The sequence below is a fragment of the Streptomyces sp. NPDC053665 genome, assembly GCF_055585285.1.
In genome coordinates, this window is the sequence record NZ_JBVJKK010000004.1 from 30,001 (window position 1) to 56,976 (window position 26,976).

The window sequence follows — 26,976 nt, forward strand, 5'->3', positions numbered from 1 at the left end:
GACGGATGTGGTGGTCGTTCGGTGAGAAAGACACCGCCCACCGGCCGAAGGTTGTACGGACTCACAGCCCGAACACCCGGCTCACCCGCCCGGCGAGTTCGCCCTCCGTCGACGTGAGACCGACGGTGAGGGCGGGCAGCCCCAGACGCGCGGTCTCCTCACGCAGCCGGCCCGTGAACAGCGCGTCCCGCACGGCGACGTTGCGCCTGGCCCGTTCCGGATCCCCGGTCCGCTCCATGAAATCGCCGCCGCGGGCGGCCCGGCCGCGGAACACCGTACGGCGCAACGCCGGCGTGGGCAGCAGCCAGACCGCGTGGCCGGGCCCGGGAAGCAGCGGCTGCACCAGGTGGGGCAGCAGCCGGAAGCCCTCGACGATCACGCCCCTGTCCCGGGGCATGCGCAGCAGGTCCTCCACGATGAGACCGAAGGCCTCGCCCCGGAACCAGTGGAACGTCTCCAGCATGGTCCGCGGGGAACGGTTCACCCACCGTTCGTCCATGTCCATGGCCATGAACCGGTGCAGCAGGGGAGCCTGCTCGGCCGTGCTGCGGCGGGCGTGGTCGGTCATCACGTCGTCGGTGGAGTAGTGGTGCCAGCCGTGGCGGGCGGCGAGCCGGCGGGCGATCGTGGACTTGCCCGCACCGCTCCCGCCGCCGATCCAGTGGACGTTCCGCATACCGGGGCCCCTCCTGTCGAAGTCCGGATCTGGTCGGTTCACCCGAAAAGAGGACGTGAGTGACCCGCGGGGGGCGGGTACCCGGCCCGTCCCGCCATGATCGGCGGCGGCCGCCCCCGGGCACGACCCGGCCGCCCCGGTCTCCAGCCGAAGGAGCCCACGCACATGACGGACGTATCCGGGACCGGCCCCGCACCGGGCGACGACCGCAAGGTACTGACCAACCGGCAGGGCCATCCGGTCTACGACAACCAGAACCAGCGCACCGTCGGCGCCCGCGGCCCGGCCACGCTGGAGAACTACCAGTTCCTCGAGAAGATCAGCCACTTCGACCGCGAACGCATCCCCGAGCGGGTCGTCCATGCGCGCGGCGTGACCGCCTACGGCTACTTCGAGGCGTACGGGAAGTGGGGCGACGAGCCGATCTCCCGCTACACGCGCGCCAAGCTCTTCCAGGAGCAGGGCAAGCGCACGGACCTCGCCGTCCGCTTCTCCACCGTCATCGGCGGGCGGGACTCCTCCGAGGCGGCGCGCGACCCGCGCGGCTTCGCGGTGAAGTTCTACACCGAGGACGGCAACTGGGACCTGGTCGGCAACAACCTCGGCGTCTTCTTCATCCGCGACGCCATCAAGTTCCCGGACGTCATCCACGCCCTCAAGCCGGACCCGGTGACCTTCGAGCAGCAGCCCCGGCGCATCTTCGACTTCATGTCGCAGACGCCCGAGTCCATGCACATGCTGGTCAACCTCTTCAGCCCGCGCGGCATCCCGGCCGACTACCGGCACATGCAGGGCTTCGGCGTCAACACCTACAAGTGGGTCAACGCCGAGGGCCAGACCAAGCTCGTCAAGTACCACTGGATGCCCAAGCAGGGCGTGCGCAGCATGACCGAGGAGGACGCGGCCAACGTCCAGGCCGGCTCCCTCGGCCACGCCACCAAGGACCTGTACGAGGCGGTCGAGCGCGGTGACTACCCCGAGTGGGAGCTGCTCGTCCAGATGATGGACGACCACGACCACCCCGAGCTCGACTTCGACCCGCTGGACGACACCAAGACCTGGCCCGAGCAGGACTTCCCGCCGAAGCCGGTCGGCCGGATGGTGCTCGACCGCATGCCGAAGGACTTCTTCGCCGAGAACGAGCAGATCTCCTTCGGCACCGGCGTCCTCGTCGACGGGCTGGACTTCTCCGACGACAAGATGCTCGTCGGCCGGACCTTCTCCTACAGCGACACCCAGCGCTACCGGGTCGGGCCGAACTACCTCCAGCTGCCCGTCAACCAGGCCAAGAACGCCGAGGTGCGCACCAACCAGCGCGACGGGCAGATGGCGTACCACCAGGACGGCGGCGGCGAGAACCCGCACGTCAACTACGAGCCCTCGATCACCGGCGGCCTGCGCGAGGCGCAGTACCCGACCCACGACGAGCAGGGCCCCGAGATCGTCGGCCGGCTGACCCGCAAGCGCATCCCGCGCACCAACGACTACCTGCAGGCCGGTCAGCGCTATCTGCTCCTGGAGGACTGGGAGCGCGACGACCTGGTGAAGAACTTCGTCGACCTGCTGTCGCAGTGCGACCGGGCGGTGCAGGAGCGCATGGTCTGGCACTTCCTGCTGGTCGAGAACGACCTCGGTCTGCGGGTCGGCGAGGGACTGGGCATCGGCCCCGAGGACGTGGCGGGCCTGGAGCCGCTGGCGAGCCAGGACCTGACCGACGAGGACCGCGAGCGCCTGTCCAACCTCGGCAAGAACAAGCCGCGGGACGTCGAGGGGCTCACGATGACCCACTGCGTCCCGGACGAGCGGCATGTCGTGACGCGGTGACGCGTCAGCCCGACAGGGCCGCACGGGCCGCGGACAGGGCCTGCTCCGCGTAGCCCCGGCCGAACAGCACGGCGTGCACCAGCAGCGGGAACAGCTGGTGCACGCCGACGCGTGCGGCCCAGCCGTCAGCGAGCGGCGCCACCTGCTGGTAACCGGCCACCACCGCGTCCAGGTACGGGCAGCCGAACAGGCGCAGCATCGCCAGATCGGTCTCGCGGTGCCCGCCGTGCGCGGCCGGGTCGATCAGCCGGACGTGCCCGTCGGCCCCCCACAGCACGTTGCCGTTCCACAGGTCGCCGTGCAGCCGCGCGGGCGGCTCGGCGGGGCCCGCCAGCGCGGGAAGCCGCTCGCACACCCGCTCCACGACGGCCGCCTCCCCGGGCCGGACGCTGCCCTCGTCGACGGCCCGGCGCAGGTACGGGAGCACGCGCTGCCCGGCGTACCAGCGGGGCCAGTCGTCATCCGGCTCGTTGCGCATCGGGGCGAGCCCGATGAACGCCTCCGCGGGACCGCCCGGCGGCGGGGCACCGAACGCCGGCGCCCCGGCGGCGTGCAGTCGGGCCAGCCCGCGCCCGAAGCGCTCGGCCGCCTCCCGGCTCGGCGGGCCCTCGGCGACCCGGTCGACGACCAGCCGGTCGCCCTCCTGGCCGTGCACCACCGGTACGCGCACGCCCCCCGCGTCGGCGAGCCAGCGCAGCCCCGCCGCCTCGGCCCGTGCCGCGCCGGGGCCCGGCGCCCGCTTCACGACCACCACCCGCCCGTCGTCGAGGGTGGCCTCGGTGAGCTCCCCCGGCATCGGCCGCCACGCGCGCACGGCCCGGCCGGTGAGCCGGGCCACGACGTCCGTCCGGGCGGTCATCCGCGCTCCTCCCGCTGCTCGCGACGCGGTGCAAGATCGCCCCCCCCAGCGTACGGCCCTCGCCACCACGGCGACCCTTCCGGCAGCACCGCGCGCCTCCGGCACCAGTGCTTCCCGTACCACCGCAGTTCCGGCATCACCGCGCCCCGGCACCGAGGCGGCCCCGGCGCCGCCCGACCTGCGGCCCGTCCCGGCCTCCGGCACACCGCGCCCCGGCACCGTCGCGGCCCCGGCGCCACCCCGTCTGCGGGCCTGCCCCGCCTCCGGTCCGCGCCGCGGGCTCCGGCGTCGCCCCGGTTTGCGGGCTCGTCCCGGCCTCCGCTGTCGCCGGGGCTTGCGGGCTCGCCCCGGCGCTCGTCGTCGCCCCGCTCTGCGGCTCTGCCCGCTTCGGGCCCCCGCCGCGCCTCCAGCGCCACTGTGTCTCGCACCGCCGAGCCTTTCTGCCGCCGAGGGCCGCGGCCCCCAGCGCCGCCCCGGCCCTCGGAGTCGCCCTGGCCCGCGGCCCTGCCCCGCCTCCGGACACGCCTCGGTCCGCGGCCCTGCCGCGGGCTCCGGCGTCGCCCCCGCGCTGAGGGCCCGCCCCGGCCCCCGGCGCCGCCCCGGCCTCCGCTGTCGTCCCGGCTTGCGGGCCCGCCCCGGTCTGCGGGCCCTGCCCCGCCGCGGGATCCGGCAGCCCGGCCCTGCACACCCGGCCGGTCATGGCCACCGGGACGGGGCCGTCCCACCGGCCCGCCGCGGTACTCGACTTGGCGGTGTCGCGCGGCGCGGGGACATTCGCCACGCGTCGTCACGCGGGACGGTGAAAAGCCGCCGCGTGCCGACAGAGCCGGGCGGCGCCGGGGGAGCAGTGGCTCATGACGAGTTCACCGTTCCAGCGCACCATCGCCCTGCCCGCCCCGGTGTGCGAACAGGCCGCCCAGTACCTGGAGCAGGCCGCGCAGCGGACCATCGACGGGGCCGGGGTCCCGCTGAAGGCGTTCCGCGCGGCGGCCGACAGCGACTTCATCCTGCCTCTCTCGGTGGTCGAGCAGGCGGCGGCCTGCCTGCTGGTGCTGGCCACCGAGACGGCCCAGAGCGTCCCGTCCTCCGCGCTGCGCGCCACCATCAGCGTCGCCCTGCGGCTGCGCGACGCCGTGGACCTGGCGCACCAGCCCGCCCTGAGCAGCCGCTACTGGTGAGAGGACGCGGCGCCCCGCCTGAGCAGGGCGGCCGGTCGGCGGCGGTGTCTCACGCGGCCTCTGCTCGCGTGCCGTCGTCCGCTACGGCCACCTGGGTGGTGACCCGGACCAGGCAGGGTCCCCGGGGCGTCGAGCCCGGGCCGAACCGTACGGGAGGCTCCACCGGGGCGAGCGGGCCGAGGTCCGCTCCGTCGTAGTCGGCGCTCGCCGAGGTGATGCGGTGCAGGTCCCGGGCGCCGTACCACTGGTGCCGTCCGGGCCGGACGCTGCCGTGGGTGCCCGCCCCCAGCAGCAGGCGGGCGGGCCGGTCCCACAGGGCGATCCACCCCCGCCGGGTGGCGAGAGCGGGCGGCACCGCACGCAGCGCGAGGCCCGGCAGGCCCCGGCGGCCGGTGCCGAACCGCAGGGTGAGCGGCGGGGCGGTCACGGACCAGTGCCGCCGGCCGGTGACGCCGACGTCCACCGGCACCACGCGCACCTCGTCGAAGACGTACAGGCCGGCGATGAAGTCCGCCGTGTCCCGCGTGGGCGCCAGCAGCAGCCGCCGTCCGTCGGCCCCCTCGAACATCACGTCGCTGAACGGCCCGAACGGCGAGTCCGCCCAATGGCCGAGCACCGCACGCGCCCCCGACGCCGTGCCGACCCCCGCGATCCAGCCGTCGAAACGCAGCAGGCGCGTCGACGGCCGGGCGCGGCCCGCGGTTTCGTCGCTCAACACGGCGGCCGGGTGCCCGGGCCCCGCCCCGGCGAAACGGACCGTGCGGCCGGACGGCGGCGTCCCCCTGCACCGGCCGGGCACGGCCCCCGTGCTGTGGCCGAGGCCACACCGCGGAGGAGGCCCGCATCACGTCCCGGCACCGGAGGCGGCGGCTACCGTCTACGTCCAGTTCCCGCCCCCTTCGTTCGGACGGCCGCCGTGCACGCAGATCTCTCCCCCGTCATAGCGGCGACCGCGCAGTGGCTGCACCGCGCCTTCCCCGCCTCCGGCGGCGCGCTGGCCTCCGCCCTGTGCGAGGCGCAGGCCCGCCAGGCCGTCACGGTCGCGGCGTGGCTGAGATACCCCACCGAGATGGACGTCGCCCTCCTCGGCATCGCCGGCCCCGGCGGCTCGGCCCGGCTGGACCGGGTGACCGGTGCGCACGCGGTCCTCGACGACGACGAGGACGCGCACGCCTGGCGGACCTGGGTGGACGAGGTCGTCGCCAGCTGGGCGGCCTGCCTGCTCGCCGACCCGGAGCTGGCGGGCCGGGCGGTCGCCGCCCTCGCCGGCGGCATGCACGCCGACGGTTCACCGGCCGCGTTCCGGCGGCTCGTCGCCCCCGACGACGGCGACCTCGGCGCCGCCGCGCTGCTGCGCCACCCCGACCTGGTCGCACCCGTGGCCGCACTGCACCAGGCGCAGCTGGCCGACCGTCTCGCCCCGGGCCGCACCCTGATCGGCTGAGCCGCCCGGCAGCTCGCCGGCCCGCCAGCCCGTCAGCCCGCCCGCCCGATGCCCGCACCGCCCCGCGCGTTCGGGCCGGTGCTCCCCACTGGACCGCCGCGCGCGTCCGGCCACCCCGCGTGACCTGCACCGACGCCCGGACGGCCCCCCCTCCTCACTCCGCGTGATTCACCGGTTCGCCGTAAGCGACCGTGCCGGACGCCGACCTCCGACGGACGCTGGTCACAGGCTCGACGGCCCCGGACCCCATGGCCCCGGGCGCGAGGTCGCGCCGGGCAGTGCCGCCGCTGACGGAGGGAACCGACCCATGACCACCGCCTTCTCACGGAACTGGAGACACGCCGTCGTGACCGGCGGTGCCGGGTTCGTCGGCTCCCACCTGTGCGCCGCCCTGCTGGACGCGGGCGCCGAGGTCACCTGCGTGGACGACTTCAGCACCGGCCGTCCCGAGAACATCACGGCGCTGCTCGACCGGCCCGGCTTCACGCTGGTGCAGGCGAACGTCGCCGAGGGGCTGCGCGTCAAGCGCCCGCCGGACCTCGTCCTGCACTTCGCCTCCCCGGCGTCCCCTGCGGACTACCTGCGGCTGCCGCTGCACACCATGGAGACGGGCAGTCTCGGCACCCGCAACGCCCTGGAGCTCGCGCACTCCTGCGAGGCCCGCTTCGTCCTCGCCTCGACCTCCGAGGTGTACGGCGACCCGCAGCAGAACCCGCAGGACGAGCGCTACTGGGGCAACGTCAACCCCGTCGGCCCGCGCAGTGTCTACGACGAGGCCAAACGCTTCGGCGAGGCGCTGACCACCGCCCACGCCGAGACCCACGGCACCGACACCTGCATCGTGCGGCTGTTCAACACCTACGGCCCCCGCATGCGCGGCCACGACGGCCGCGCCGTGCCGACGTTCGTCCGGCAGGCCCTGGCCGGCGAGCCCCTCACCGTGACCGGCGACGGCCGGCAGACCCGGTCGCTGTGCTTCGTCGACGACACCGTGCGCGGCATCCTCGCCGCGGCCGCCCACGGCATGCGCGGCCCGGTCAACATCGGCAACCCCGGCGAGATCACCATGCTCGACCTCGCACGCCTGGTCGTCGAACTCGCCGCGTCCCCCTCGGAGATCCGCTACATCGAACGCCCGGTGGACGACCCGGCCGTGCGCTGCCCGGACATCACCCTGGCCCGCGACAAGCTGGGCTGGGAGCCGCAGGTGCGCGCCGAGGAAGGACTGCGGCGCACCATCGCCTGGTTCCGCGAGCACGAAGCGGACGCCTGAGCCCGCCCGGGGCGGCCCCCCCCCCCGCCGCCCCGCCGCGTCCGGATCCGTCCCGACCGCCGAAAGGCCCGCCCGTCATGCGCATCCTCGGAATCAACGCCCTCTTCCACGACCCCGCCGCCGCCCTGGTGATCGACGGGCGGACCCTCGCCGCCGCGGAGGAGGAGCGGTTCTCCCGGCGCAAGCACGGCAAGCGGCCCCTGCCGTTCTCCGCGTGGGAACTGCCCGAGCAGGCCGCCGCCTGGTGCCTGAAGCGGGCCGGGCTGCGGCCGCAGGACCTCGACGCCGTCGCCTACTCCTTCGACCCCGAACTGGCCCGGCCGGCCGCCGACATGGGCCTGGACGACCCCTGGGACCACCTGCGGCTGACCTACGCCCGCGAGGCACCGGCCTTCCTGAGCACCGCGCTGCCCGGCCTCGACGCCGGCCGGGTCCGCTTCGTGCCGCACCACATGGCCCACGCCGCCTCGGGCGCCTTCGCCGCCCCCGACGCCGGCGACTCCTCCGTGCTGGTCCTCGACGGCCGCGGCGAGCGCGCCTCCCACCTGGCCGCGCGCCGCGTGGGCGACCGGCTCGAAGCCCTGTACGCGCAGGACCTGCCGCACTCGCTCGGCCTGGTCTACGAGGAACTCACCGAGCACCTCGGATTCCTGCGCTCCTCCGACGAGTTCAAGGTGATGGCCCTGGCCTCGCACGGCAGACCGCGCATGCTCGCCGAGCTGCGCCGCCACGTGTACCCGACCGGCGACGGCGGTTTCCACGCCGCGGGCGTGCCCTGGCACGAGCTGTGCGCCCCCCGCGGGGCCGACGAGCCGTGGACCCAGGACCACGCCGACGTCGCCGCCGGCGCCCAGGCCGTCCTGGAGGAGACCCTGCTCGACCTGGTGCGCTGGCTGCACGGCCGGACCCACGACCGGGTGCTCACCCTGGCCGGCGGTGTCGCCCTGAACTGCGTCGCCAACTCCCGGATCGCCCGCGAGGGGCCGTTCTCCCGCGTGTGGGTGCAACCCGCCGCCGGTGACGCGGGCACCGCCCTGGGCGGCGCCCTGCTGCTGTCCGCGCGCGAGGGGGACATGCCGGAGGCCATGGCCGGCGCCGACCTCGGCCGCGACTGGTCCGACGCGGAACTCGGCGCCTGGCTGAAGACCGCGGCCGTCCCCTTCGAACGCCCCGCGGACATCGCCGCCACCGTCGCCCGGGCCCTCGCCGACAACGGGATCGTCGCCTGGTTCCAGGGCCGCTCCGAGTACGGCCCGCGCGCCCTCGGCCACCGCTCCCTGCTGGCCCACCCGGGGCACGCCGGGAACCTGGAGCGGCTCAACGACGTCAAGGGACGCGAGCAGTTCCGGCCCGTCGCGCCGATGGTGCTGGCCGACCGGGCCGCCGGCATCTTCGACGGCCCGCTGCCCAGCCCGTACATGCTGTTCGTGCACGACGTGGACCCCGCCTGGCGGGACCGCATCCCCGCCGTGGTGCACGTCGACGGAACGGCCCGCATCCAGACCGTCGACCGCCACCGCGAACCGCTGGTCGCCCGCATGCTCGAGGAGTTCGAGCGGCTCACCGGACTGCCCGTCGTCGTCAACACCAGCCTGAACACCGCCGGCCGGCCCATGGTCGACGACCCGCGCGACGCCCTGGAGTGCTTCGGCTCCTCGCCCGTGGACCTGCTGGCCATCGGCCCGTACGCGATCCGGCGCGGCGACCTCTTCCGCACCGACTCCCGCAGCGACGACGCCGGAGGCCCGCGATGACCGACTTCGGCGCACCGGCCCGGGACGCCGCCTACGCCGTCGTGATCCCCACCCTCGGGCGGCCCAGCCTGGGCAAGTGCCTGCACGCTCTCGCCGAGGCGACGGGACCGGGCCCGGTACGGGTCGTCCTCGTCGACGACCGGCCCGACGCGTCCCGGGTGCCCCTCACCGCCGACGTTCCGCCCGCCCTGCGCGCACGCACGATCGTCGTGCCCGGCGGGGCGCGCGGACCCGCGGCCGCACGCAACCTCGGCTGGCGCGCGGCGGGCGACGTGCCCTGGATCGTGTTCCTCGACGACGACGTCGTCCCCGGCCCCACCTGGGGCGACGACCTCACCCTGGACCTCGCGGCCGCCACCGGGCGGACCGCCGCGATCACCGCCCGCATCGAGGTGCCCCTGCCGCCCGACCGCCGCCCCACCGACTGGGAACGCAACACCGCCGGACTCGCCGGGGCCCGCTGGATCACCGCCGACATGGCGTATCGCCGGGCCGCGCTGGTGGCCGTCGGCGGTTTCGACGAACGCTTCCGGCGCGCCTTCCGCGAGGACGCCGACCTGGCCCTGCGCGTCCTGGACGCGGGCTGGACCCTCACCACCGGCCGGCGCGCCACCACCCACCCGGTGCGGCCGGCCGGGCGCTGGATCTCTGTCCGCCTCCAGGCCGGCAACGCCGACGACGTGCTGATGACCCGGCTGCACGGCCGCCACTGGTGGCGCCGGGCCGGAGCACCCCGCGGACGGCTGCCGCTGCACCTGGCGGTGACGGGGGCCGCCGTGACCGCACTCGGCTGCACCCTGCTGGGCCGGCACCGCGCGGCCGCGGTGTGCGCCGGGGCATGGCTCGCGGGCACCACGGAGTTCGCGCTCGCCCGGATCCTGCCCGGCCCGGCCACCCGCGACGAGGTGCTCACCATGGCCGCGACCAGTGCCCTCGTGCCGCCCGCCGCGACCTGGCACTGGCTGCGCGGCCGGATCGAGCACCGCAACGCCGGTCCGCTCGTCCCGCCCGGCGCCGGGGAGCCCGCGCCCCCCTCCCGCCCCCCGGCCAGGGAACGGCAGCGGTCGTGACTCCCGCCGACGGCCCCTGGCTGCTCACCGCGCCGCACGAACCCCCCGTGCGGCGGCCCCCGCGCGGCCCGGGCCACCCGCTCCCGGCGGCCGTCCTCTTCGACCGCGACGGCACACTCGTCGCCGACATCCCCTACAACGGCGACCCGGCCCGCGTCACGCCCATGCCCGGAGCGCGCGAGGCGGTGGACGCCCTGCGCGCCGCCGGGGTGCCCGTCGGTGTCGTCACCAACCAGTCGGGCGTGGCCCGGGGGCTGCTGACCCGCCGCCAGGTGGAGGACGTCCGCCTGCGCGTGGACCAGTTGCTCGGGCCGTTCGCCGTCTGGGCCGTGTGCCCGCACGGACCGGGGGAGGGCTGCGGCTGCCGCAAGCCGGCCCCGGGCCTCGTCGTCGCCGCGTGCCGCCACCTCGGCGTCCCCCCGCGGCGCACGGTCGTCGTCGGCGACATCGGTGCCGACGTACGGGCCGCGCGGGCTGCGGGCGCCCACGGGGTCCTGGTCCCCACGCCCGTCACCCGGGCCGCGGAGGTCGAGGACGCCGACCACACCGCCCCGGACCTGCCGACGGCGGTGCGCCTCGTGCTCGACCCGGACGGCCCCCTGCACCGAGCGGCGGACCACCGCGCGGGCCGGCCGGCCGAGGAGGCGCGATGACCCCCCTGCCGTCGCGCGACCGCCGCCCCCGCACCCTCGTCGTGCGCCTGGACAGCGCCGGGGACGTGCTGCTGGCCGGCCCCGCCGTGCGCGCCGTCGCCGCCGGGTCGTCCCACACCGCGCTGCTGTGCGGACCCCAGGGCGCGGCGGCCGCGCGGATGCTGCCCGGCGTGGACGACGTGCTGGTGCACGACGCCCCCTGGGTCGGGCTGGAACCGGCGCCGGTCAGCCGGGCGGCGACCCGCGAACTGATGCGCGCGCTCACCGCCGGCCGCTTCGACCGGGCCTTGGTGCTCGTGTCCTACCACCAGAGCCCCCTGCCCGCCGCCCTGCTGCTGAAGCTGGCCGGCATCGGCTGGACCGGCGCGGACAGCGAGGACTACCCCGGGGCCCTGCTCGACCTCAGGCACCGCAGGCGGCCTCACCGCCACGAGGTGCTCGCCGCCCTCGACCTGGCGCACGCCGCCGGTTTCGCGCTGCCCGACGGCGACGACGGCGCCCTCGCGGTGACACCGCCACCGCGCACCACCCACCTCACCGGACCCGAGCCGTACGTCGTCGTCCACCCGGGCGCCGCCGTCCCCGCCCGCGCCTGGACGCCCGGACGGGCCGCCCAGGCCGTGGCCGCGCTGTCCGCCGCCGGGCACCGGGTCGTCGTCACCGGCGGACGCGCCGAGAGCGGGCTGACCGCACGGGTCGCGGGCCGGCACGCCCTCGACCTCGGCGGCGCCACCGATCTGCCGGAGCTCGCCGGGGTGCTGGCCGGCGCGCGGGCGGTCGTGGCCGGCAACACCGGCCCGGCCCACCTCGCCGCGGCCGTCGGCACGCCCGTGGTCAGCCTCTTCGCGCCGGTCGTGCCGGCCGAACGGTGGGCCCCCTATGGCGTGCCGCACATCCTGCTGGGCGACCGGCGGGCCCCGTGTGCGGACACCCGGGCACGGCACTGCCCCGTGCCCGGACACCCCTGCCTGGACGCCATCGGCGACGCCGAGGTGCTCGCGGCCGTCGCGGCCCTCACCGACCACCCCGCCGGCCAGGGAGAACAGACGGAGCGAGGAGCGACCGTATGAACATCCTGCTGTGGCACGTGCACGGTTCCTGGACCACCGCGTTCGTCCAGGGCCCGCACACCTACCTCGTCCCCGTCACCCCGGGCCGCGACCCGGACGGTCTCGGGCGGGCCCGCACCTTCGCCTGGCCCGCGTCGGTGCGCGAGGTCACCCCCGAGCAGCTCCGCGACACACCGGTCGACCTCGTGCTGCTGCAACGCCCGCACGAGAGCGAGCTGGCCGAACGCTGGCTCGGTGGCCGCCGCCCCGGCCGAGACGTGCCCGCCGTGTACCTGGAGCACAACGCGCCCGACGGCGACGTGCCCGACACCCGCCACCCGTGCGCCGACCGCACCGACCTGACGCTCGTGCACGTCACCCACTTCAACCGGCTGTTCTGGGACTGCGGCGGCACCCGCACCGAGGTGATCGAGCACGGCATCGTCGACCCCGGCCACCGCTACACCGGCCGGCTCGCCCGCGCCGCCGTCGTCGTCAACGAACCCGTGCGGCGCGGCCGCCACACCGGCACCGACCTGCTGCCCGGACTGGCCGAGGCGGTGCCGGTCGACGTGTTCGGCATGGGCACCGCGGACCTGGCCGCCCACCTCGGCCTGCCGCCCGACCGGTGCGGCGCCGCCGACCTGCCCCAGAGCGAGCTGCACGCGGCCATGGCCGAACGCCGCATGTACCTGCACCCGGTGCGCTGGACCTCCCTGGGGCTGTCGCTGCTGGAGGCCATGCACCTGGGCATGCCCGTCCTCGCGCTCGCCACCACCGAGGCGGTGGAGGCCGTCCCGCCCGGAGCGGGAGCCCTGTCCACCCGGCCCGAGGCCCTGGCCCGGGCCGCCCGCCACTACCTGCACGAGCCCGAGGCCGCGGCGGCGGACGGGGCCCGCGCCCGCCAGGCGGCCCTCGAACGCTACGGGCTCAAGCGCTTCCTGGCCGACTGGGAGCGACTGATCACGGAGGTGTGCTCATGACCCCGTCCCTCAGCGCCTTCCCCGCCGGGCCCCTCGGCGGGGACGGACTCGACCCGGGCGCCCTCGCGATCGCCCTGGTCTCCGAGCACGCCAGCCCCCTCGCCACGCTCGGTGGGGTCGACGCCGGAGGCCAGAACGTCCACGTGGCCAGCCTCGCGGCCGCCCTCGCCGACCGCGGCCACCTCGTCACCGTCTACACCCGCCGCGACGCGCCCGACCTGCCCGCCCGGGTGCGGCTGTGCGAGGGCGTGGAGGTGCACCACGTGCCCGCCGGGCCCGCCGAGGCCCTGCCCAAGGACGAACTCCTGCCGCACATGGACGCCTTCGGCCGCTACCTCGCCCGCAGCTGGCGCACCCGCGCCCCCGACGTGGTGCACTCGCACTACTGGATGTCCGGCCTCGCCGCGATGCAGGCCGCCCGCGAGCACGGGCTGCCGCTGCTGCACACCTACCACGCGCTCGGCACGGTGAAGCGACGGCACCAGCGGCTGGCCGACACCAGTCCGCCCGAGCGCATCCCGGGCGAGATCGAGATCGGGCTCGGCTGCGACCGGGTCGTCGCCACCTGCCGCGACGAGGTGCACGAGCTGGCCCGCATGGGCGTTCCGCCGCAGAAGGTCACCGTCGTGCCGTGCGGCGTCGACACCGAACGGTTCACCCCCGAGGGGCCCGCCGCACCCCGCGGACCCCACCCGTACCGGCTGCTGCAACTGGGCCGGCTGGTGCCCCGCAAGGGCGCCTCGGTGACCGTCACCGCCCTCGCCCGGCTCCCCGAGACCGAACTGGTCGTCATCGGCGGACCGCCGGCGGACCGGCTCGACGACGACCCGGAGGTGCGGCGGCTGCGCGGCATCGCCCGGGACGCGGGGGTCGCCGACCGGGTCCGCTTCGCCGGAGGCGTCGCCGGCCAGGACGTTCCGGCGTTGCTGCGTTCGGCCGACGTGGTGGTGTGCCCCGCCGACTACGAGCCGTTCGGCATCGTCCCGCTGGAGGCCATGGCCTGCGGCGTGCCCGTGGTGGCCAGCGCGGTCGGCGGGCAGCTCGACACCGTCGCCGACCCCGCCACCGGCCGGCTGGTGCCGCCCGGCGACCCCCAGGCCTTGGCCCGCGCCGTCGCCGGACTGCTCGCCGACCCCGCGGCCCGAGCCGCCTGCGGCGCGGCCGGCCGCCGCCGGGTCCTGAGCCGGTTCGGCTGGAGCCGGGTCGCCGCGGCGACGGAGGCCGCCTACTGCGCGGTCCTCGACACCGAGTCCGCCGCCACCGGCGCCGGCTGACCCCCGCCCGTCCCGCCTACCGCCCGAAGGAGGTGTGGGTCCCCGCCGTCCCCGCACGGCGGTGCGCCCGATCCGCATGAGCGAATCCCCCGCACAGTCCGGCCTCGACGCCGCCCGCCTGCACTGCCGGTCGCTGGAGGAGGCCCTCGGCCGGTTCCGCCGGGACGGCCTGGACCGCGTCGCCGACTGGGGCGGCCGGCTCGCCGGCGTCCTCGGCGGCGGCGGCCGGCTGCTCGCCGCGGGCAACGGCGGCAGCGCCGCCCAGGCCCAGCACCTCACCGCCGAGCTCGTCGGCCGCTACCGCCGCGAGCGCCGCGCCTACTCGGCGATCTCCCTGCACGCCGAGACCTCCAGCATGACCGCCATCGGCAACGACTACGGCTTCGACCAGGTCTACGCCCGGCAGGTCGCCGCCCACGGCCGTCCCGGCGACGTCCTGATGCTCCTGTCCACCTCGGGCCGCAGCGCCAACCTCGTCGCTGCCGCCGTCACCGCCCGTCAGGCCGGACTGCACGTCTGGGCTCTCACCGGCCGCGGGCCCAACCCGCTGGCGGAGGCCGCCGACGAGGCCCTGTGCGTCGACGCCGACAGCACCGCGAACGTCCAGGAGACGCACCTGGTCGCCGTGCACCTGCTCTGCGAGTGCTTCGACACGGCCGTGTCCGCGTCCCTGGCCCGGCGCACGGTCCTCACCCGCGGGAGCGCCTCATGACCGGCCCGAAGCCCCTCGCCGTCGTCGGCGACGTCCTGCTCGACGAGGACATCGAGGGCGTGGCCACCCGCCTTGCCCCCGACGCCCCCGCCCCCGTCGTCGACGTCACCGGCGACCGGCGCCACCCCGGCGGTGCGGGGCTGGCCGCCGCGCTGGCCGCGCGCGGTGGCCGGGACGTGGTCCTGGTGACCGCCCTCGGCGACGACGAGGCCAGCGAGGCCGTGCGCCGCGACCTGCGCGACCGGGTCCGCCTGCTGGAGATCCCGCTGAACGGCACCCTGCCGGTCAAGACCCGTGTCCTCGCGGACGGGCGGCCCGTCGTCCGCATCGACCGAGGCGGCGGCACCCCCGGCGAGCCCGACGAGGCCGTCCGCGAGGCGCTCGCGAACGCCCGTGCCGTCCTGGTCGCCGACTACGGCCGCCGCACCGCGGGTGCCCTGCGCCCGCTCCTGGAGGACGTGGCGCGGCGCACGCCCCTGGTGTGGGACCCGCACCCCAAGGGCGACCCGCCCGTGCCCGGGGCCCGCCTGGTCACCCCCAACGCGGCGGAGGCACGGGCCCTGTACCCCGGCTCCGGCGACACGTCCCTGGGCGCCTACGCCGAGCGCGGGGCGCACCTGGCCGAGCTGTGGCGCGCCGCCGGTGTCGCCGTCACCCTCGGCGAACGCGGCGTCCTGCTCACCCGGCCCGAATCCGCCACGCCGATGCTCGTGCCCGTCCCCTTCCGGGCCGACGGCGACCCGTGCGGGGCGGGCGACTGCTTCGCGGCGACGACGGCGGCGGCCCTCGCCGACGGTCTGCTCCCCGAGGAGGCCCTGCAGCGGGCCGTCGCCGAGGCGGCCGCGTTCGTCGCCGCGGGCGGGGCCGGCAACCCCGACCTGTGGCGCACCGAGCCGGTGCCCTCTGCCGCCGGTGACCCGGCCTCCGACGCGTTCGCCCTCGCGGAGAGCGTGCGGGCGCGCGGGGGCACGGTCGTCGCCACCGGCGGCTGCTTCGACCTGGTCCACGCCGGTCACGTGGGTCTGCTGGAGAGCGCCCGGCGCATCGGCGACTGCCTCATCGTGTGCCTGAACTCCGACGCGTCCGTCACCCGCCGCAAGGGCCCGGGCCGTCCGTTCAACCCGGCCGCCGACCGGGCCCGGGTCCTGTCCGCCCTCGGCAGCGTGGACGCGGTCGCGGTGTTCGAGGAGGACACCCCCGAGGCGGTCCTGGCCCGGCTGCGGCCCGATGTCTGGGTCAAGGGCGGCGACTACTCGGTGCAGGACCTGCCCGAGGCGGAGGTCCTGCGCGCGTGGGGCGGCCAGGCGGTGGTACTGCCGTACCTGGACGGCCGCTCCACGACCCTCCTGGCCCACAGGGCGGCCAAGGCCGCCTCCCCGACCCCCGGCCCCCCGTCCGGCCCCTGACGGGGGGCGCCGGAGGCCGGCGTTCGCCCGGGCGCTGCGGCGATGACGGCCTTCGCGGCCCGCACGGGTGTCCCCGCGTGCCTGGAGGACCGGCGTGCGCCGCAGTGGCGGCCGCGCGGCTGAGGGCTGTGCGCACGCTGTCCGGTTCGGCCGGGAACCCGTCGGTCGCCCGGCGCTGTGGCAACGGCGACGGGTTCCCGGCCTGCGGCGGTGTCAGCGAGTGCCCCAGGGCCAGCGTGGCCGCCATGCCGACGGGCGCACGGCTCGTGGCTGTGCGTGCGCTGACCGGGTCGCCGAAGGCTATAGGTCGCCCGGCGCGCTGCGGCGACGGAGTTCGCGGCCCGCACGGTGTCCGCGTGTTGTGCCCGGGGCCGGGCGTGGTCGCCGCGTCGGCGGATGCGTCGCCCGGCCGGTCGAGCCCGCCGGGCGGCCACCGGCGGGCTCGACGGCCTCGGGCCGTCCGGGCGCTGACCACATCGGCCGGAGGCCACCGGTCGCTCGGGCGCTGCGGCGACGGCGACGGGGTTCGCGGCCGGCGAAGGTGCCCGCACGTTGTTCCCAGAGGTCGGGCGTGGTCGCCGCGACGGCGGCCTGGGGTCGCCCCGGGCCGTCCGGGCGTTTTGACCGGCTCGGCCGGAGGCCATCGGTCATCCGGGCGTGTTTCGGCGGCGGGGTTCCCGGCCCGCATGGGTGTCCCTGTGTGCCCGGGGGATCAGGCGTGGTCGCCGAGACCCCGGCCGCGCGGCCCACGGCCGTTGAGTCCGCCGCGTGCGAGACCGGCGACACCCGCACAACGGCGGGCGGCCCGGCCGGGGGGCGCGGAGTGTTCACGAGGCCATGGAGGAGAGGCGCGCCCAGGGACGTCGGCCGGACGCGCGCCGCCGGGCTGCCGGGCGTCGGGCCTGGCCGCAGCCGTGGCGTATCGAGTGGCGCTCGGAGTGGCCGGACGCGCCCGTCGGTGCCCTGCCCGTGTGGCCGGGCAGGTCCAAGGCCGCCCTGCCCGTGCATCGGGAGCAGGCGGTACCCGGGGGCGCGGCGGCCCCGCCGTTCTCAGGCCGCCGCGCTCAGGGCCGGGCGGCCCGGCATGTCGTCCTGGTCCTTGCGCAGCAGGACCGGCGTCAGGGCCCGGCGCCGGCGCAGCGCGTACCCGGCGCCGATCGAACCGGCGATGATCAGACCGCCGGTGACGAGGGCGCCGCGTGCCCCGGCCAGCTCCATCAGCAGTCCCAGGGCGGGCGGGCCGCCCAGGCCCCAGACCGTGCCGATGCTGCCCCACACGCCCAGCACGCGCCCTCGCAGGTGGGCGGGCGGGTCCGTCTGGAGCACGGACGTGCCGGCGGTGTCGGAGACGGACTCCACGACGGCCATCGGCAGCACCAGCACGATCAGGACCGCCAGCGACGGCGACAGACCCGCCACCACCTGCAGCAGCGCACCCGCCGCCGCGAGGGCGCCCACCAGCCGGACGGAGGGACGCCGCAGCCGGGCGCCGAGCACCGCGCCGAGGATGCCGCCGAGGGCCAGCACGGTCGACACCGTGCCGAACGAACCGGCACCCCCCGCGAGCGGCCCGGTCACCAGCACGGCCAGGGTGAGCCCGTAGTTCCGGCCGAACACCGCGCTGATCCCGGTCACCCCGGCGAGGGCGACCAGCCGCGGCCGGCGCGCGAAGAACGCCAGTCCCTCCCGCACGGTGAGGCCGGCCGGCTGCCCGTCCCCGCCTGCGGGGGCCGGGACGTCCTGCCGCACCGCTCCCGGCGCCGGGCGCAGGAACGGGATCACCGAGGCCACGAACAGGAAGGACAGGCCGTTGGCGAAGTACGCGGCCGACGTGCCGAGGAACCCGACCGCCACCCCGGCCATGGCCGCTCCGACGAGCCGGCCCGCCTGGTGCACCAGCGCCCCGACCCCGATGGCCGAGGGGACGTCCTCCGGCGGGACGAGGTCGTTGCCGAGCAGGGCGCACGCCGGGTTGTCGACGGTCGCGACGACACCGGTGAGCGCGGCCAGCACCATCAGCGAGGTCATGTCGATCCGGTCCAGCGCCACGAGCACGGCCGTGGTGAACGCGATCGTCCCGAGCAGCGCCTGGCTCACGGCCGCCGTCAGCTTCCGGGGCCACCGGTCGACGGCGGCGCCGCCGAAGACGCTGATCAGCAGCGCGGGCGCGGCCTGCACGGACATCGACAGCCCGGTCGCGGCGGCGGAGCCGGTGATCTGCAGGACCAGCAGGTTCTGCACGGTGAGCTGCATCCACGTGCCGGCGTTCGACACGAAGTTCGCGGCGGACCACCAGCGCATGCTGCGGTACCTCAGCGAACGCCAGGGCGAGCGGGAGGCGGACTGGGCAGGGGAGGGCGACGAAGACACAGGACGGTACTCGCAAGACGAGTCGGGGACTCAGCGGAGGGAGGCGGGGGAACGAGAGCACCGGCCGCGCTGCGCGGTGGCTCCCCTCGCCGGGTTACGGCGCGGACCATCGTGACAGAGGGCGACCCCTGCGACGTTCCCCCGGCACGGCACACCCCGCCCCGGATGTCCCAACGCCCCGCGTGTCGAGGCACGTTGACGGACCGCGTGGGGTTGATCACAGTTGATGATCATGAAGCCCTCGCACGTCACTCCACGTGACGACGGCCACAGGCACGGCGAAGGGCCCGTCGCCCAGGAGGCGACGGGCCCTTCGGGATGCGGACGCGCTACTCGAACTTGCCCCGGCCGGACAGGGCGTCCCGCAGCCGGTCGACCATGCCGGCGCCCGGGTTCAGCAGCTTGTTCGCCGGAGGCTTGTCCGGGGCCGCCGGGTGGGGCCGGGTCGGGGCGGCCTTCTTCGCCCTGCGGACCTTCTCGCCCAGCTCCTCCAGCGCATCCGGCGGGCAGGCCTCGCGCAGGGCGGGGAAGAGGTTGCCCTCCTCGTCGGCGACGTGCGAGCGGATCTCGCTCATCAGCATGCCGACGAGCCGGTCGAACTCGGCGTCGCCCGCGTCACAGCCCTCCAGATCCTTCATAATCTGCTCGGCCGTGGCGTGGTCCCGCAGCTCCCGGTCGGCGAGGGCGTCCCCGCCGGTCACGTGCTCCCGCACGGCCGGGTAGAGATACGCCTCCTCGGCCACCGAGTGCCGGACGAGCTCGATGGTGACCTGGTCCGCGTAGACCTTGCGGTCCTCGTGGCCGGGCGGCAGGGCCTCGATCCTGCCGAACATCTCCTCGACCTCGCGGTGGTCGGTGACCAGCTCGTCGATGACGTTGCCTCCGTGTCCCATGTCCTTCACCTCCGGCCCCCGGGTCCCCCCGGCCCTCGGGGGCTAACGCGCGGCCCGCCGCCCGGTGCGGGCGGCGGCTCAGACGGGGAGCTTGGCGCGGACCCGGCCGGCCGTGGCGGCCGGACGGGCGGTGGCGCGCACCGAGCGCCGCACCAGGCCCGCGTCGCGCCGCGCCCCGCGCGCGGCGTGGGTGCCGCGCCACAGCAGCGAGGGGCGGGAGCCGGTGTCGTCGGCCGCGATCAGCAGACCGCCCAGCATCGACAGGTTCTTCAGGAAGTGGATCCGCTGCTGGGCCCGCTCCTCGGGGTCCTCCGCCTCCCAGAAGCGGTGCCCGGCCAGCGTCGTGGGCACCAGCGTGGCCGCGATGGCCAGGGCCGCCGGTCGCGGCATGCGCCCGGTGGCCAGCATCAGCCCGGCCACGACCTGCACGGCGCCGTTCAGCCGCACCGCCTGCTCGGTGCGGTCCGGCAGCGCGGACACGCGGTCGGTGACCGGTTTGACGACCGGCTCGGCGGCCTCGGCGACCTGCTTGGGGTCGCGGACGGAGTTCACCCCGCCCGCCAGGAACATCGAGGCCAGCAGGGGGCGGCCGAGCACGCGCAACAGACTCATGTCCCTCTCCAGGGTGTCGGTGGAACCACTGCACGCCGGGTTCCCCGGGCGGGAGGGACCACTCACGCCGCGCGGTGCGCGGCCCACGCCCGCGCCCGCAGCTCCCCGGAGAGCAGCACGTCGGCGGCGGTGCAGGCGAGCGCCCGCGTCACGGCGAGCAGCACCTCACGGGCCCGGGGCGAGGCGGCGGCCGCGGCGAACTCGGGGGTGTGGTCGGAGCCGTCCTCGCCCATGATCGCGACGAACGGATGGATGGCGGGGACCCGGCCGCTGACGTTGCCGATGTCGGACGACCCCAGGAAGACCCCGGGCACCGGCGGGGACAGGGGGATGCCGGCCTCGGCCAGGTGCGCGGCGAACCGGTCGGACAACGCGGCGCTGTCCCGGAAGTGCTCGTAGCGCACGGTGACCCGTTCGACCTCGGCGGTGGTGCCCGTGGCCCGGGCGACGCCCTCGGCGCAGGTCCGCAGCTGCTCCGTCAGCTCCTGGAGCGCCCCGGTGGTGGCCGCCCGCAGCCCGAACCGCCCCTGCGCGAAGTCCGGAACGATGTTGGTGGCCGTGCCGCCGTGGGTGACGATGCCCTGCACGTGCGAACCCTGCGGCAACCGCCGCCCCAGCACCGCCAGCACGTTGAACAGCTCCACGAGGGCCGCCAGCGCGTCGACGCCCTCCGTCGGGTTGCCGGTGGGGTGGGCGGCGCGGCCGTGGAAGGCCACCCGGTACTGCACCTGCGCGGTCAGCGGCGCCCGCGCCCAGTCGTACACGCCGGGGTGGAACATCAGCGCGGCGTCGACGTCGTCGAACACCCCGGCCTCGACCTCCAGGGCCTTGCCGCCCCCGCCCTCCTCCGCCGGGGTGCCCACGGCCAGCACCGTCCCGGCGGACGCCGGGACGGCCGAGGCCACCGCGAGCGCCGCTCCCAGGCCCGCCGCCGCGATCAGGTTGTGGCCGCAGGCGTGGCCCAGACCGGGCAGCGCGTCGTACTCCATCAGCAGCGCGACGGCGGGCCGGCCCCGGCCCGAGCGCGCGGTGAACGCGGTCGGCATCCCCGCCACCTCCCGCTCCACGGCGAAACCGGCGCGCTCCAGCTCGCCGGAGAGCAGGGCGGCCGCGCGGTGCTCGGCGAAGGCTTGCTCGGGATCCTCGTGCAGCCGCAGGGCCACGTCCCACAGGGCGTCGGCCCGAGCCGCCACCTGCGCGCGGACGGACACGTGCACGTCGTCACGGTTGTCGCTCACGTACTCCTCCTCGGCCTCGCCACGCCGGGCCGGGTTTCACGGCCGGGCGGGTCGACACCGTGTGTGTTTCGTCCGGTGCCGCAGTGCAACACGGTGGATGTACCCGCCGGGTCCCGACCGCGCGGCCGGTGTGCGGCGGCCGGCGGGCCGGATTCGGGAGGTACGACCATGGACCACTCGCGCGTGCCCGTGCTGGAGGCGCTGCAGGAGTTCCGGCGCCGGGGCGACATCGCCTACGGGCCGCCCGGCCACAAGCAGGGCAGGGGAGTGGACCCCCGGGTCGCCGAGATCGTCGGGCTGGACGTGTTCCGCTCCGACGTGCTCTCCCTCAACGGCCTGGACGACCGGCGCCAGTCGCAGGGCGTCATCGGCCAGGCGCAGGAGCTGATGGCCGACGCCGTCGGCGCCGAGCACGCGTTCTTCTCCACCTGCGGCAGCTCCCTGTCGGTGAAGACGGCCATGCTGTCGGTGGCCGGGCCCGGGGAGAAGCTGCTGCTGTCCCGCAACGCCCACAAGTCGGTGATCGCGGCGGTCGTGGTCAACGGCGTCGAGCCGATCTGGGTCCACCCGAAGTTCGACACCGAGCGGCACATGGCCCATCCGCCCGAGCCGGAGGACGTGCGCCGGCGGCTGCGGGAGCACCCCGACGCCAAGGGCATGCTGCTCATCACACCCACGGACTGGGGCTCGTGCGCGGACATCCGGGGCGTGGCCCGGGTGTGCCACGAGTACGACGTGCCGCTCATCGTCGACGAGGCCTGGGGCGCCCATCTGCCCTTCCACCCCGGGCTGCCCGCGTGGGGCATGGACGCCGAGGCCGACCTGGTCGTGACCAGCGTGCACAAGATGGGCGGGGCGGTGGAGCAGAGCTCCGTCTTCCATCTCCAGTACGACCGCGTCTCGCCCGAGGTGCTCAAGCAGCGCGAGGACCTGCTCGGGACCACCAGCGCCTCGTCCCTGGTGTTCGCCACGCTCGACGGCTGGCGGCGCCACATGGTCGAGCAGGGGCACGGGCTGCTCGACACGGCGCTGCGCAGGGTCGAGCGGATCCGCGCGGAGGCCGCCGCGCTGCCCGGGCTGCGGCCCATGGGCGGGGAGATCGTGAAGGAGGGGCTCGCCGCGGAGTTCGACCCGCTCAAGCTCGTGATCGACGTGCGCGGGCTCGGCGTGAGCGGGATGCAGGCCGCCGAGTGGCTGCGCACCCACCGGCACGTGGACGTCGGCGGCTCGGACACCTGCCGGATCAGCGCCTCGATCACGTTCGCCGACGACGACGAGACCGAGCAGGTCCTGGTGGACGCCCTGCGCGCGCTGGTGGAGCACGCCGACTCGATCGAGCGGCGCCCGCCGGTCCGGCTGCCCGAGCCCGCCACCCTGGAGCTGGAGCAGGCGATGCTGCCCCGCGCGGCGTTCTTCGCCCCGGTCGAGCACGTGCCCGCCGAGCGGGCGGCGGGCCGGATCTCCGCCGAGATGCTGAGCCCCTACCCGCCCGGTGTGCCCGCGATCGCGCCCGGCGAGGTCATCACCGACGCGGTGGTGGACTACCTGCGCAGCGGCGTCGAGCACGGCGTCCTCATCCCGGACGCGGCCGACCCTTCCGTGCGCACGCTGCGGGTGGTGGCACGCGAGGCGGTTCCTCACGGCTGAGATGTTGAAGATGTTACTGAAGTGAATTCTGAGAAATTTGGCATGCTTTGCCCGATTCCGGAGATCCGGAAGATGAAGGTACTCGCTTCCGCTCAAGGAGATGGTGCTATGCCTTCCACCGAAAAGGTCACCAAGGAACTGACCGGTGTCCCGAGCGTCGACATCGAGGCGGCACTCGACCCGGCAGAACTCGACGGCGTCTACCGCGACAGCCGACAGTGCGCAGCGCTCGCGCTGCAGTCGGGCGCGACGAAGCTCCTGCTGTCGCCGCCCACCCCGCGCCCGAAGAAGGGCTGACGGAAACAGGAGTAGTCCATGGAACAGTCTGGCACCTCGACCCTGTTGCAGGGCGCGGTGCGGGACCTCGCTTCCGGTGTGGTCTCCGCTCTTCGGAGCGGGGACCACACCCCGTCGGCCGCCCCCGCGGCGGCCGGCGGGGAAGCCGAGGGACTGGCCGTCGCGGCCGTGCGCGTGCTGGGATCCGACGCGCTGCTGCCGAGCGTCCTCCTGCACACTCCGCCCCTGCCCGACGAATTGGCCGTGTTCCGCAAGGCGGTGGAGGCCTACCCGCCCCGCGCGGACGCCGCACCGACCGTCGTGTGGAGTCACTGGGCGATGCGGCGCACGATGAGCCGGCTCGACCCCTCCTTCGTCGACGCCACCCCCCACGGTGCGCGAACGGAACCCGACGCGGACGCCCTCGCCGACGCGAGCTGGCAGTCCCTCACCCACCAACTCGCCGTCCTGGCCCCCCTCGCCCTGCCCGGCGAGGACTGCGCCGTCGCCCGCGTGGCCCGGCGCCGCCCGCTCGACGTGGCACGCGGCTTCGTCCGCGCCGTACGGCGCCGGGACTGGCGGCAGGCGGCCGGCGCCGGGCGCTGGCTCACCCTGCTCGACGGCGTCCCCGACACGCTCGGACTCGACACCGGCCTCGACTTCACGGAGCTGATGGGCGGTGAGGACCCGCTTGTGGCCCTCCAGGTGCAGGCCGCACGGCTCACCCGCGCCGGAGCCCCCGCGTGACGGCGCCGCTCGACCCGGCGGTGGTCCGCCGGCCGGCCGAGGCCGCGCTGGCCTGGATCTGCCACCGCCGGGACGGCTTCGCGCTCGGCGAGGACGCGCTCGCCGTCGACGGCGAGGTCAACCGCAGCTGGAAACCGCTCGGCGAACTCGCCCTGATGTGCGCCGCGGTGTCCCGCAACACCCCGCCCTGCGACCCGCTGCACGCCCGCGCGGCCGACCTCCTGGAGTACGCCTGGCAGGAGACCGGCCGCGGCGAACTCCTGGTGCGCCTCCAGCGCCTGGAGCCCTTCGCCACCTACCCGCTGGAGGTGTACGCCGCCTTCGCCTCCACCGGGCTGCGCCACCCCGGCTACGAGGCGGCCGCCGCCCTCGTGGCCCGCACCCGCGGCTGGCAGCTCACCGAACAGCCCGCCACCCGCCGGCTCGGCGTCCTCAACGCCGAGGAACGCACCGGAGTCCGCCGCTCGGACGGCATGCCGCAGGCCCTGCGCACCACCTGGCTGGGCGGACTGCCGGAGCCGTGGACCTTCGAGCGCGACTCCGGGTACGCCCTGACGCACGTGGTCTTCCACCTCACCGACTGGGGACGGCTCGGACCCGCGGGACTGCCCCCCGACCTGGCCGCGTACCTGACCGACTGGCTGCCGCCCTGGCTCGACACCTGCCTGGACGCACAGATGTGGGACCTCGGCTGCGAACTGCTGGCCGTGGCGGCGAGCCTGCCCGAACTGCCCGCGCCCGCCCTGCTGCTGGACGCCTGGGAGCGGATCGCGGCCGCACAGCACCCCTCGGGCGCGCTGCGCGAGGCCGGGTACGGCGACGGCGAACCGGACTTCACCGTCCACTACCACTCGACCCTCATGACCGTCTTCGCGGCGGCCCTGACCACCGGGCGGCTGGACGACGCGGCCCCGGCCGGTCCGCACGACCGGCCCGGCGCACAAGGAGTGCTGGGATGACCGACACCCGTCTGATCCACAACGTCGGGGTCCGCGCCCTGGAATGGCTGTGGGCGCACCGCGACGGCTTCCGGCTGGAGACCGACGTCGACCCCGAGACGGGCTTCCTCGAACGGTTCAAGCCCATCGGTGAACTCGCCCTCATCTGCCGCGTCCTCTTCCGCGAGGGCGTCGCCGGCTCGCGCCAGGCGCAGCTGGCCCGGCAACTCCTCGACCACACCTGGCGCGACACCCTCGACGGCGGCCGGATGCTGGTGCGCGGACAGCGCACCGAGCCCGCCTCGCCGATCCCCTTCGAGGTGTACCTGCCGTTCAAGGAACTCGGCTACAGCCAGCCCGAGATCGAGCGGGCCACCGAGCTGAACCACCGGCTGGAGAGCTGGGTGGCCTTCGAGACCACCCCCACCCGCCGCCTGGGCCTGTCCGCCTTCCAGCGCCGCTTCGGCCTGGCGCCCCGCCCGCCGGAGGCGGACCTGGTGGGCGCCACCTGGCTGGCCCGCACCCCCGAGCCCTGGACGGTGGAGGGCCACACCGCCTACGACGTCACGCACACCGTGTTCCACCTCACCGACTGGGGCGAGAACCCGGACGGCCTGCCGCCCGCCATCGCCGACTACCTCGCCACCTGGCTGCCGGTGTGGATCGACGACTGGCTGGACCTGCGGCGCTGGGACCTGCTCGGCGAGCTGCTGGTGGTCGACGCCTGTCTGCCCCGGCCCACTCTGGACCCCCCGGCCTGGGAGGCGTTCGCGGCCGCCCAGCAGCCCGACGGGGCGATGCCCGCCATCCGCACGATGCCCGAGGGCGAGCCGGACGAGGTGTTCGACATCGTCTACCACCCCACGCTGGTGGCCGCGTTCGCCTCGTTCCTGGCCACGTCCCGGTCCCTGTCCGCGCTCTCCCGCGCCTCATGACGGGGCCCGCACCCTTGCTCGCACCCGGCTCGCCCCGCGGGTTCTGGCCGGGCGAGCCCGGCGACGACGAGGAGACGCGGCCCTCGCAGCCCGCCCTCGTGGACGACGTGCCGGACCCGGGCGGACCTGCGGCGGAGCCCCTCACCCGGCGGCTCGCCGACGCCGTCGACGCGGCCGACGCCCCCGACGTCGTCCTCGCCGTCTCCCGCCACGGCCGGCGCACGGTCATGAGCGGCGGCACGGCCGGCCGGCGGGCCCTGCCCCGCGAGGCACTGCGCTACGAGGTCGGCTCGGCCGGCAAGACCTTCACCGGGCTGCTCCTGGCCCGGCTCATCCACAGCGGCACGGTGACCGGGGGCGAACCGGCCGCGGCGCTCCTGGACCCCGCACGTCCCCCCGGCGACCGTCCGGTCACGCTCGCCCACCTGATCACGCACACCTCCGGGCTGCCCGCCCTGCCGCCCGGCTTCCTGCGGCGCGCGCTGCCCGCCTGGCACACCAACCCCTACGCCCGCTTCCCGGCCGAGCTGGTCGTCCGGGCGTTCCTGCGCCACCGGCCCCGCCACCGCCCCGGCACCCGGTGGTGCTACTCCAACTACGGCGTCGCCGTGCTCGGGCACGCCCTGGCGGCCGCCACCGGCACCCCCTGGGAGGACCTGCTCGCCGAGCAGGTCCTGCGTCCGCTCGGCCTGACCGGCACCGCCCTGCACGCGGACGGGCCGGACCGCGACGCCCCGGGACACGACAAGGACGGCCGGACCCCCGTCCCCGCCTTCGACGCGGGCGGGTTCCAGGCGGCCGGCGCGCTGCGGGCCACCCCGGGAGACCTGCTCACGTTCGTCGAGGCCCACCTCGACCCCGCAGGCGTGCGAGGAACCGCACCGACCCTCGCGGCCGCGCTGCGTGCGGTGCGCCGCCCGGTGCTGCGCCGCGGACTGACACACCGGCACGTGCACACCATCGCCTGGTTCCGTCACCCCACCGACGGGGGACCGATGTACTTCCACAGCGGCGCCACCCTCGGCCAGCAGGCGTTCCTGGGCTTCCGTCCCGACACCGGCACGGCACTGGCCGCCGTCTGCACACGGCGCTTCCGGGCCCACGACCCGTTCGTGGCCCGGGCGTACGAGCTGCTCGCCGAGGCGTGACGGAACCCGCCCGGCGC

Annotated in this window: 25 protein-coding genes; 18 read left to right on the forward strand and 7 right to left on the reverse strand. The window is 75.9% G+C overall.

Features of this window, described 5'->3' with window-relative positions; genetic code table 11:
• Window positions 1-61: 61 nt before the first annotated feature.
• Complete coding sequence (locus tag ACZ6ZN_RS17290; protein WP_469647014.1) at window positions 62-676, reverse strand: AAA family ATPase; 615 nt, start codon at window positions 674-676, stop codon at window positions 62-64.
• 165 nt (window positions 677-841) lie between these two features.
• On the opposite strand from ACZ6ZN_RS17290, the gene ACZ6ZN_RS17295 reads away from it, so the two are divergent.
• Complete coding sequence (locus ACZ6ZN_RS17295; protein WP_469647016.1) at window positions 842-2,500, forward strand: catalase; 1,659 nt, start codon at window positions 842-844, stop codon at window positions 2,498-2,500.
• A 4-nt stretch (window positions 2,501-2,504) separates the two neighbouring features.
• Here ACZ6ZN_RS17295 and ACZ6ZN_RS17300 read toward each other — a convergent pair whose 3' ends face one another.
• Window positions 2,505-3,359 carry a fructosamine kinase family protein gene (locus ACZ6ZN_RS17300; RefSeq protein ID WP_469647018.1) on the reverse strand — a complete coding sequence of 285 codons (855 nt, stop codon included), beginning with the start codon at window positions 3,357-3,359 and terminating at the stop codon, window positions 2,505-2,507.
• An 854-nt stretch (window positions 3,360-4,213) separates the two neighbouring features.
• On the opposite strand from ACZ6ZN_RS17300, the gene ACZ6ZN_RS17305 reads away from it, so the two are divergent.
• Complete coding sequence (locus ACZ6ZN_RS17305) at window positions 4,214-4,537, forward strand: hypothetical protein (protein WP_398108193.1); 324 nt, start codon at window positions 4,214-4,216, stop codon at window positions 4,535-4,537.
• A 49-nt stretch (window positions 4,538-4,586) separates the two neighbouring features.
• Here ACZ6ZN_RS17305 and ACZ6ZN_RS17310 read toward each other — a convergent pair whose 3' ends face one another.
• Window positions 4,587-5,255, reverse strand: coding sequence for a hypothetical protein (locus ACZ6ZN_RS17310; protein WP_469647021.1), 669 nt, complete (start codon window positions 5,253-5,255; stop codon window positions 4,587-4,589).
• A 198-nt stretch (window positions 5,256-5,453) separates the two neighbouring features.
• Here ACZ6ZN_RS17310 and ACZ6ZN_RS17315 point away from each other — a divergent pair, with 198 nt between their 5' ends.
• The 10 genes from ACZ6ZN_RS17315 to rfaE2 all read left to right on the forward strand — a co-directional run bounded on the left by ACZ6ZN_RS17315 (window position 5,454) and on the right by rfaE2 (window position 16,155).
• Complete coding sequence (locus tag ACZ6ZN_RS17315; RefSeq protein WP_469647024.1) at window positions 5,454-5,981, forward strand: hypothetical protein; 528 nt, start codon at window positions 5,454-5,456, stop codon at window positions 5,979-5,981.
• A 307-nt stretch (window positions 5,982-6,288) separates the two neighbouring features.
• Window positions 6,289-7,254 carry an NAD-dependent epimerase/dehydratase family protein gene (locus tag ACZ6ZN_RS17320; RefSeq protein ID WP_398108190.1) on the forward strand — a complete coding sequence of 322 codons (966 nt, stop codon included), beginning with the start codon at window positions 6,289-6,291 and terminating at the stop codon, window positions 7,252-7,254.
• A 77-nt stretch (window positions 7,255-7,331) separates the two neighbouring features.
• A complete protein-coding gene (locus ACZ6ZN_RS17325; RefSeq protein WP_469647026.1) occupies window positions 7,332-9,008 on the forward strand; it encodes a carbamoyltransferase family protein in 1,677 nt (558 codons plus the stop codon).
• Entirely contained in the window at window positions 9,005-10,078 is a 1,074-nt protein-coding gene (locus ACZ6ZN_RS17330) for a glycosyltransferase family 2 protein (RefSeq protein ID WP_469647028.1), read from the forward strand. The genes ACZ6ZN_RS17325 and ACZ6ZN_RS17330 overlap by 4 nt, the downstream gene beginning before the upstream one ends.
• Window positions 10,075-10,731 (forward strand): D-glycero-alpha-D-manno-heptose-1,7-bisphosphate 7-phosphatase, encoded by a 657-nt coding sequence (locus tag ACZ6ZN_RS17335; RefSeq protein ID WP_469647031.1) that lies wholly within the window; start codon window positions 10,075-10,077, stop codon window positions 10,729-10,731. The genes ACZ6ZN_RS17330 and ACZ6ZN_RS17335 overlap by 4 nt, the downstream gene beginning before the upstream one ends.
• A complete protein-coding gene (locus ACZ6ZN_RS17340; protein ID WP_469647033.1) occupies window positions 10,728-11,801 on the forward strand; it encodes a glycosyltransferase family 9 protein in 1,074 nt (357 codons plus the stop codon). Before ACZ6ZN_RS17335 ends, ACZ6ZN_RS17340 begins: the two co-directional genes overlap by 4 nt.
• Complete coding sequence (locus ACZ6ZN_RS17345) at window positions 11,798-12,763, forward strand: glycosyltransferase (RefSeq protein WP_469647036.1); 966 nt, start codon at window positions 11,798-11,800, stop codon at window positions 12,761-12,763. The genes ACZ6ZN_RS17340 and ACZ6ZN_RS17345 overlap by 4 nt, the downstream gene beginning before the upstream one ends.
• A complete protein-coding gene (locus tag ACZ6ZN_RS17350) occupies window positions 12,760-14,037 on the forward strand; it encodes a glycosyltransferase (protein WP_469647038.1) in 1,278 nt (425 codons plus the stop codon). Before ACZ6ZN_RS17345 ends, ACZ6ZN_RS17350 begins: the two co-directional genes overlap by 4 nt.
• A gap of 76 nt (window positions 14,038-14,113) precedes the next feature.
• Window positions 14,114-14,749, forward strand: coding sequence for a D-sedoheptulose-7-phosphate isomerase (locus ACZ6ZN_RS17355; RefSeq protein ID WP_469647041.1), 636 nt, complete (start codon window positions 14,114-14,116; stop codon window positions 14,747-14,749).
• Window positions 14,746-16,155 carry a D-glycero-beta-D-manno-heptose 1-phosphate adenylyltransferase gene (gene rfaE2 / locus ACZ6ZN_RS17360; protein ID WP_469647043.1) on the forward strand — a complete coding sequence of 470 codons (1,410 nt, stop codon included), beginning with the start codon at window positions 14,746-14,748 and terminating at the stop codon, window positions 16,153-16,155. Before ACZ6ZN_RS17355 ends, rfaE2 begins: the two co-directional genes overlap by 4 nt.
• 1,050 nt (window positions 16,156-17,205) lie before the next feature.
• Here rfaE2 and ACZ6ZN_RS17365 read toward each other — a convergent pair.
• The 4 genes from ACZ6ZN_RS17365 to ACZ6ZN_RS17380 all read right to left on the reverse strand — a co-directional run bounded on the left by ACZ6ZN_RS17365 (window position 17,206) and on the right by ACZ6ZN_RS17380 (window position 21,268).
• Window positions 17,206-18,525: an MFS transporter gene (locus ACZ6ZN_RS17365; RefSeq protein WP_469647046.1), complete on the reverse strand. Its 1,320-nt coding sequence runs from the start codon at window positions 18,523-18,525 to the stop codon at window positions 17,206-17,208.
• A 329-nt stretch (window positions 18,526-18,854) separates the two neighbouring features.
• The gene (locus ACZ6ZN_RS17370; protein ID WP_398108179.1) at window positions 18,855-19,418 is read right to left on the reverse strand and encodes a hemerythrin domain-containing protein; all 564 of its coding nucleotides are present in this window, start codon (window positions 19,416-19,418) and stop codon (window positions 18,855-18,857) included.
• 78 nt (window positions 19,419-19,496) lie between these two features.
• Window positions 19,497-20,030 carry a DoxX family protein gene (locus ACZ6ZN_RS17375; protein WP_469647049.1) on the reverse strand — a complete coding sequence of 178 codons (534 nt, stop codon included), beginning with the start codon at window positions 20,028-20,030 and terminating at the stop codon, window positions 19,497-19,499.
• A gap of 62 nt (window positions 20,031-20,092) precedes the next feature.
• Window positions 20,093-21,268 (reverse strand): amidohydrolase, encoded by a 1,176-nt coding sequence (locus tag ACZ6ZN_RS17380; protein WP_469647051.1) that lies wholly within the window; start codon window positions 21,266-21,268, stop codon window positions 20,093-20,095.
• 168 nt (window positions 21,269-21,436) lie between these two features.
• On the opposite strand from ACZ6ZN_RS17380, the gene ACZ6ZN_RS17385 reads away from it, so the two are divergent.
• The 6 genes from ACZ6ZN_RS17385 to ACZ6ZN_RS17410 all read left to right on the forward strand — a co-directional run bounded on the left by ACZ6ZN_RS17385 (window position 21,437) and on the right by ACZ6ZN_RS17410 (window position 26,959).
• Complete coding sequence (locus ACZ6ZN_RS17385) at window positions 21,437-22,915, forward strand: aminotransferase class I/II-fold pyridoxal phosphate-dependent enzyme (RefSeq protein ID WP_451880174.1); 1,479 nt, start codon at window positions 21,437-21,439, stop codon at window positions 22,913-22,915.
• Between the two features lie 108 nt (window positions 22,916-23,023).
• Window positions 23,024-23,212 (forward strand): hypothetical protein, encoded by a 189-nt coding sequence (locus ACZ6ZN_RS17390; protein WP_333930290.1) that lies wholly within the window; start codon window positions 23,024-23,026, stop codon window positions 23,210-23,212.
• An 18-nt stretch (window positions 23,213-23,230) separates the two neighbouring features.
• A complete protein-coding gene (locus ACZ6ZN_RS17395) occupies window positions 23,231-23,938 on the forward strand; it encodes a hypothetical protein (protein WP_469647055.1) in 708 nt (235 codons plus the stop codon).
• A complete protein-coding gene (locus ACZ6ZN_RS17400) occupies window positions 23,935-24,897 on the forward strand; it encodes a DUF6895 family protein (RefSeq protein WP_469647056.1) in 963 nt (320 codons plus the stop codon). The genes ACZ6ZN_RS17395 and ACZ6ZN_RS17400 overlap by 4 nt, the downstream gene beginning before the upstream one ends.
• Window positions 24,894-25,811 carry a DUF6895 family protein gene (locus ACZ6ZN_RS17405; RefSeq protein WP_469647059.1) on the forward strand — a complete coding sequence of 306 codons (918 nt, stop codon included), beginning with the start codon at window positions 24,894-24,896 and terminating at the stop codon, window positions 25,809-25,811. Before ACZ6ZN_RS17400 ends, ACZ6ZN_RS17405 begins: the two co-directional genes overlap by 4 nt.
• Complete coding sequence (locus ACZ6ZN_RS17410; protein ID WP_469647061.1) at window positions 25,808-26,959, forward strand: serine hydrolase domain-containing protein; 1,152 nt, start codon at window positions 25,808-25,810, stop codon at window positions 26,957-26,959. Before ACZ6ZN_RS17405 ends, ACZ6ZN_RS17410 begins: the two co-directional genes overlap by 4 nt.
• Window positions 26,960-26,976 lie beyond the last annotated feature (17 nt).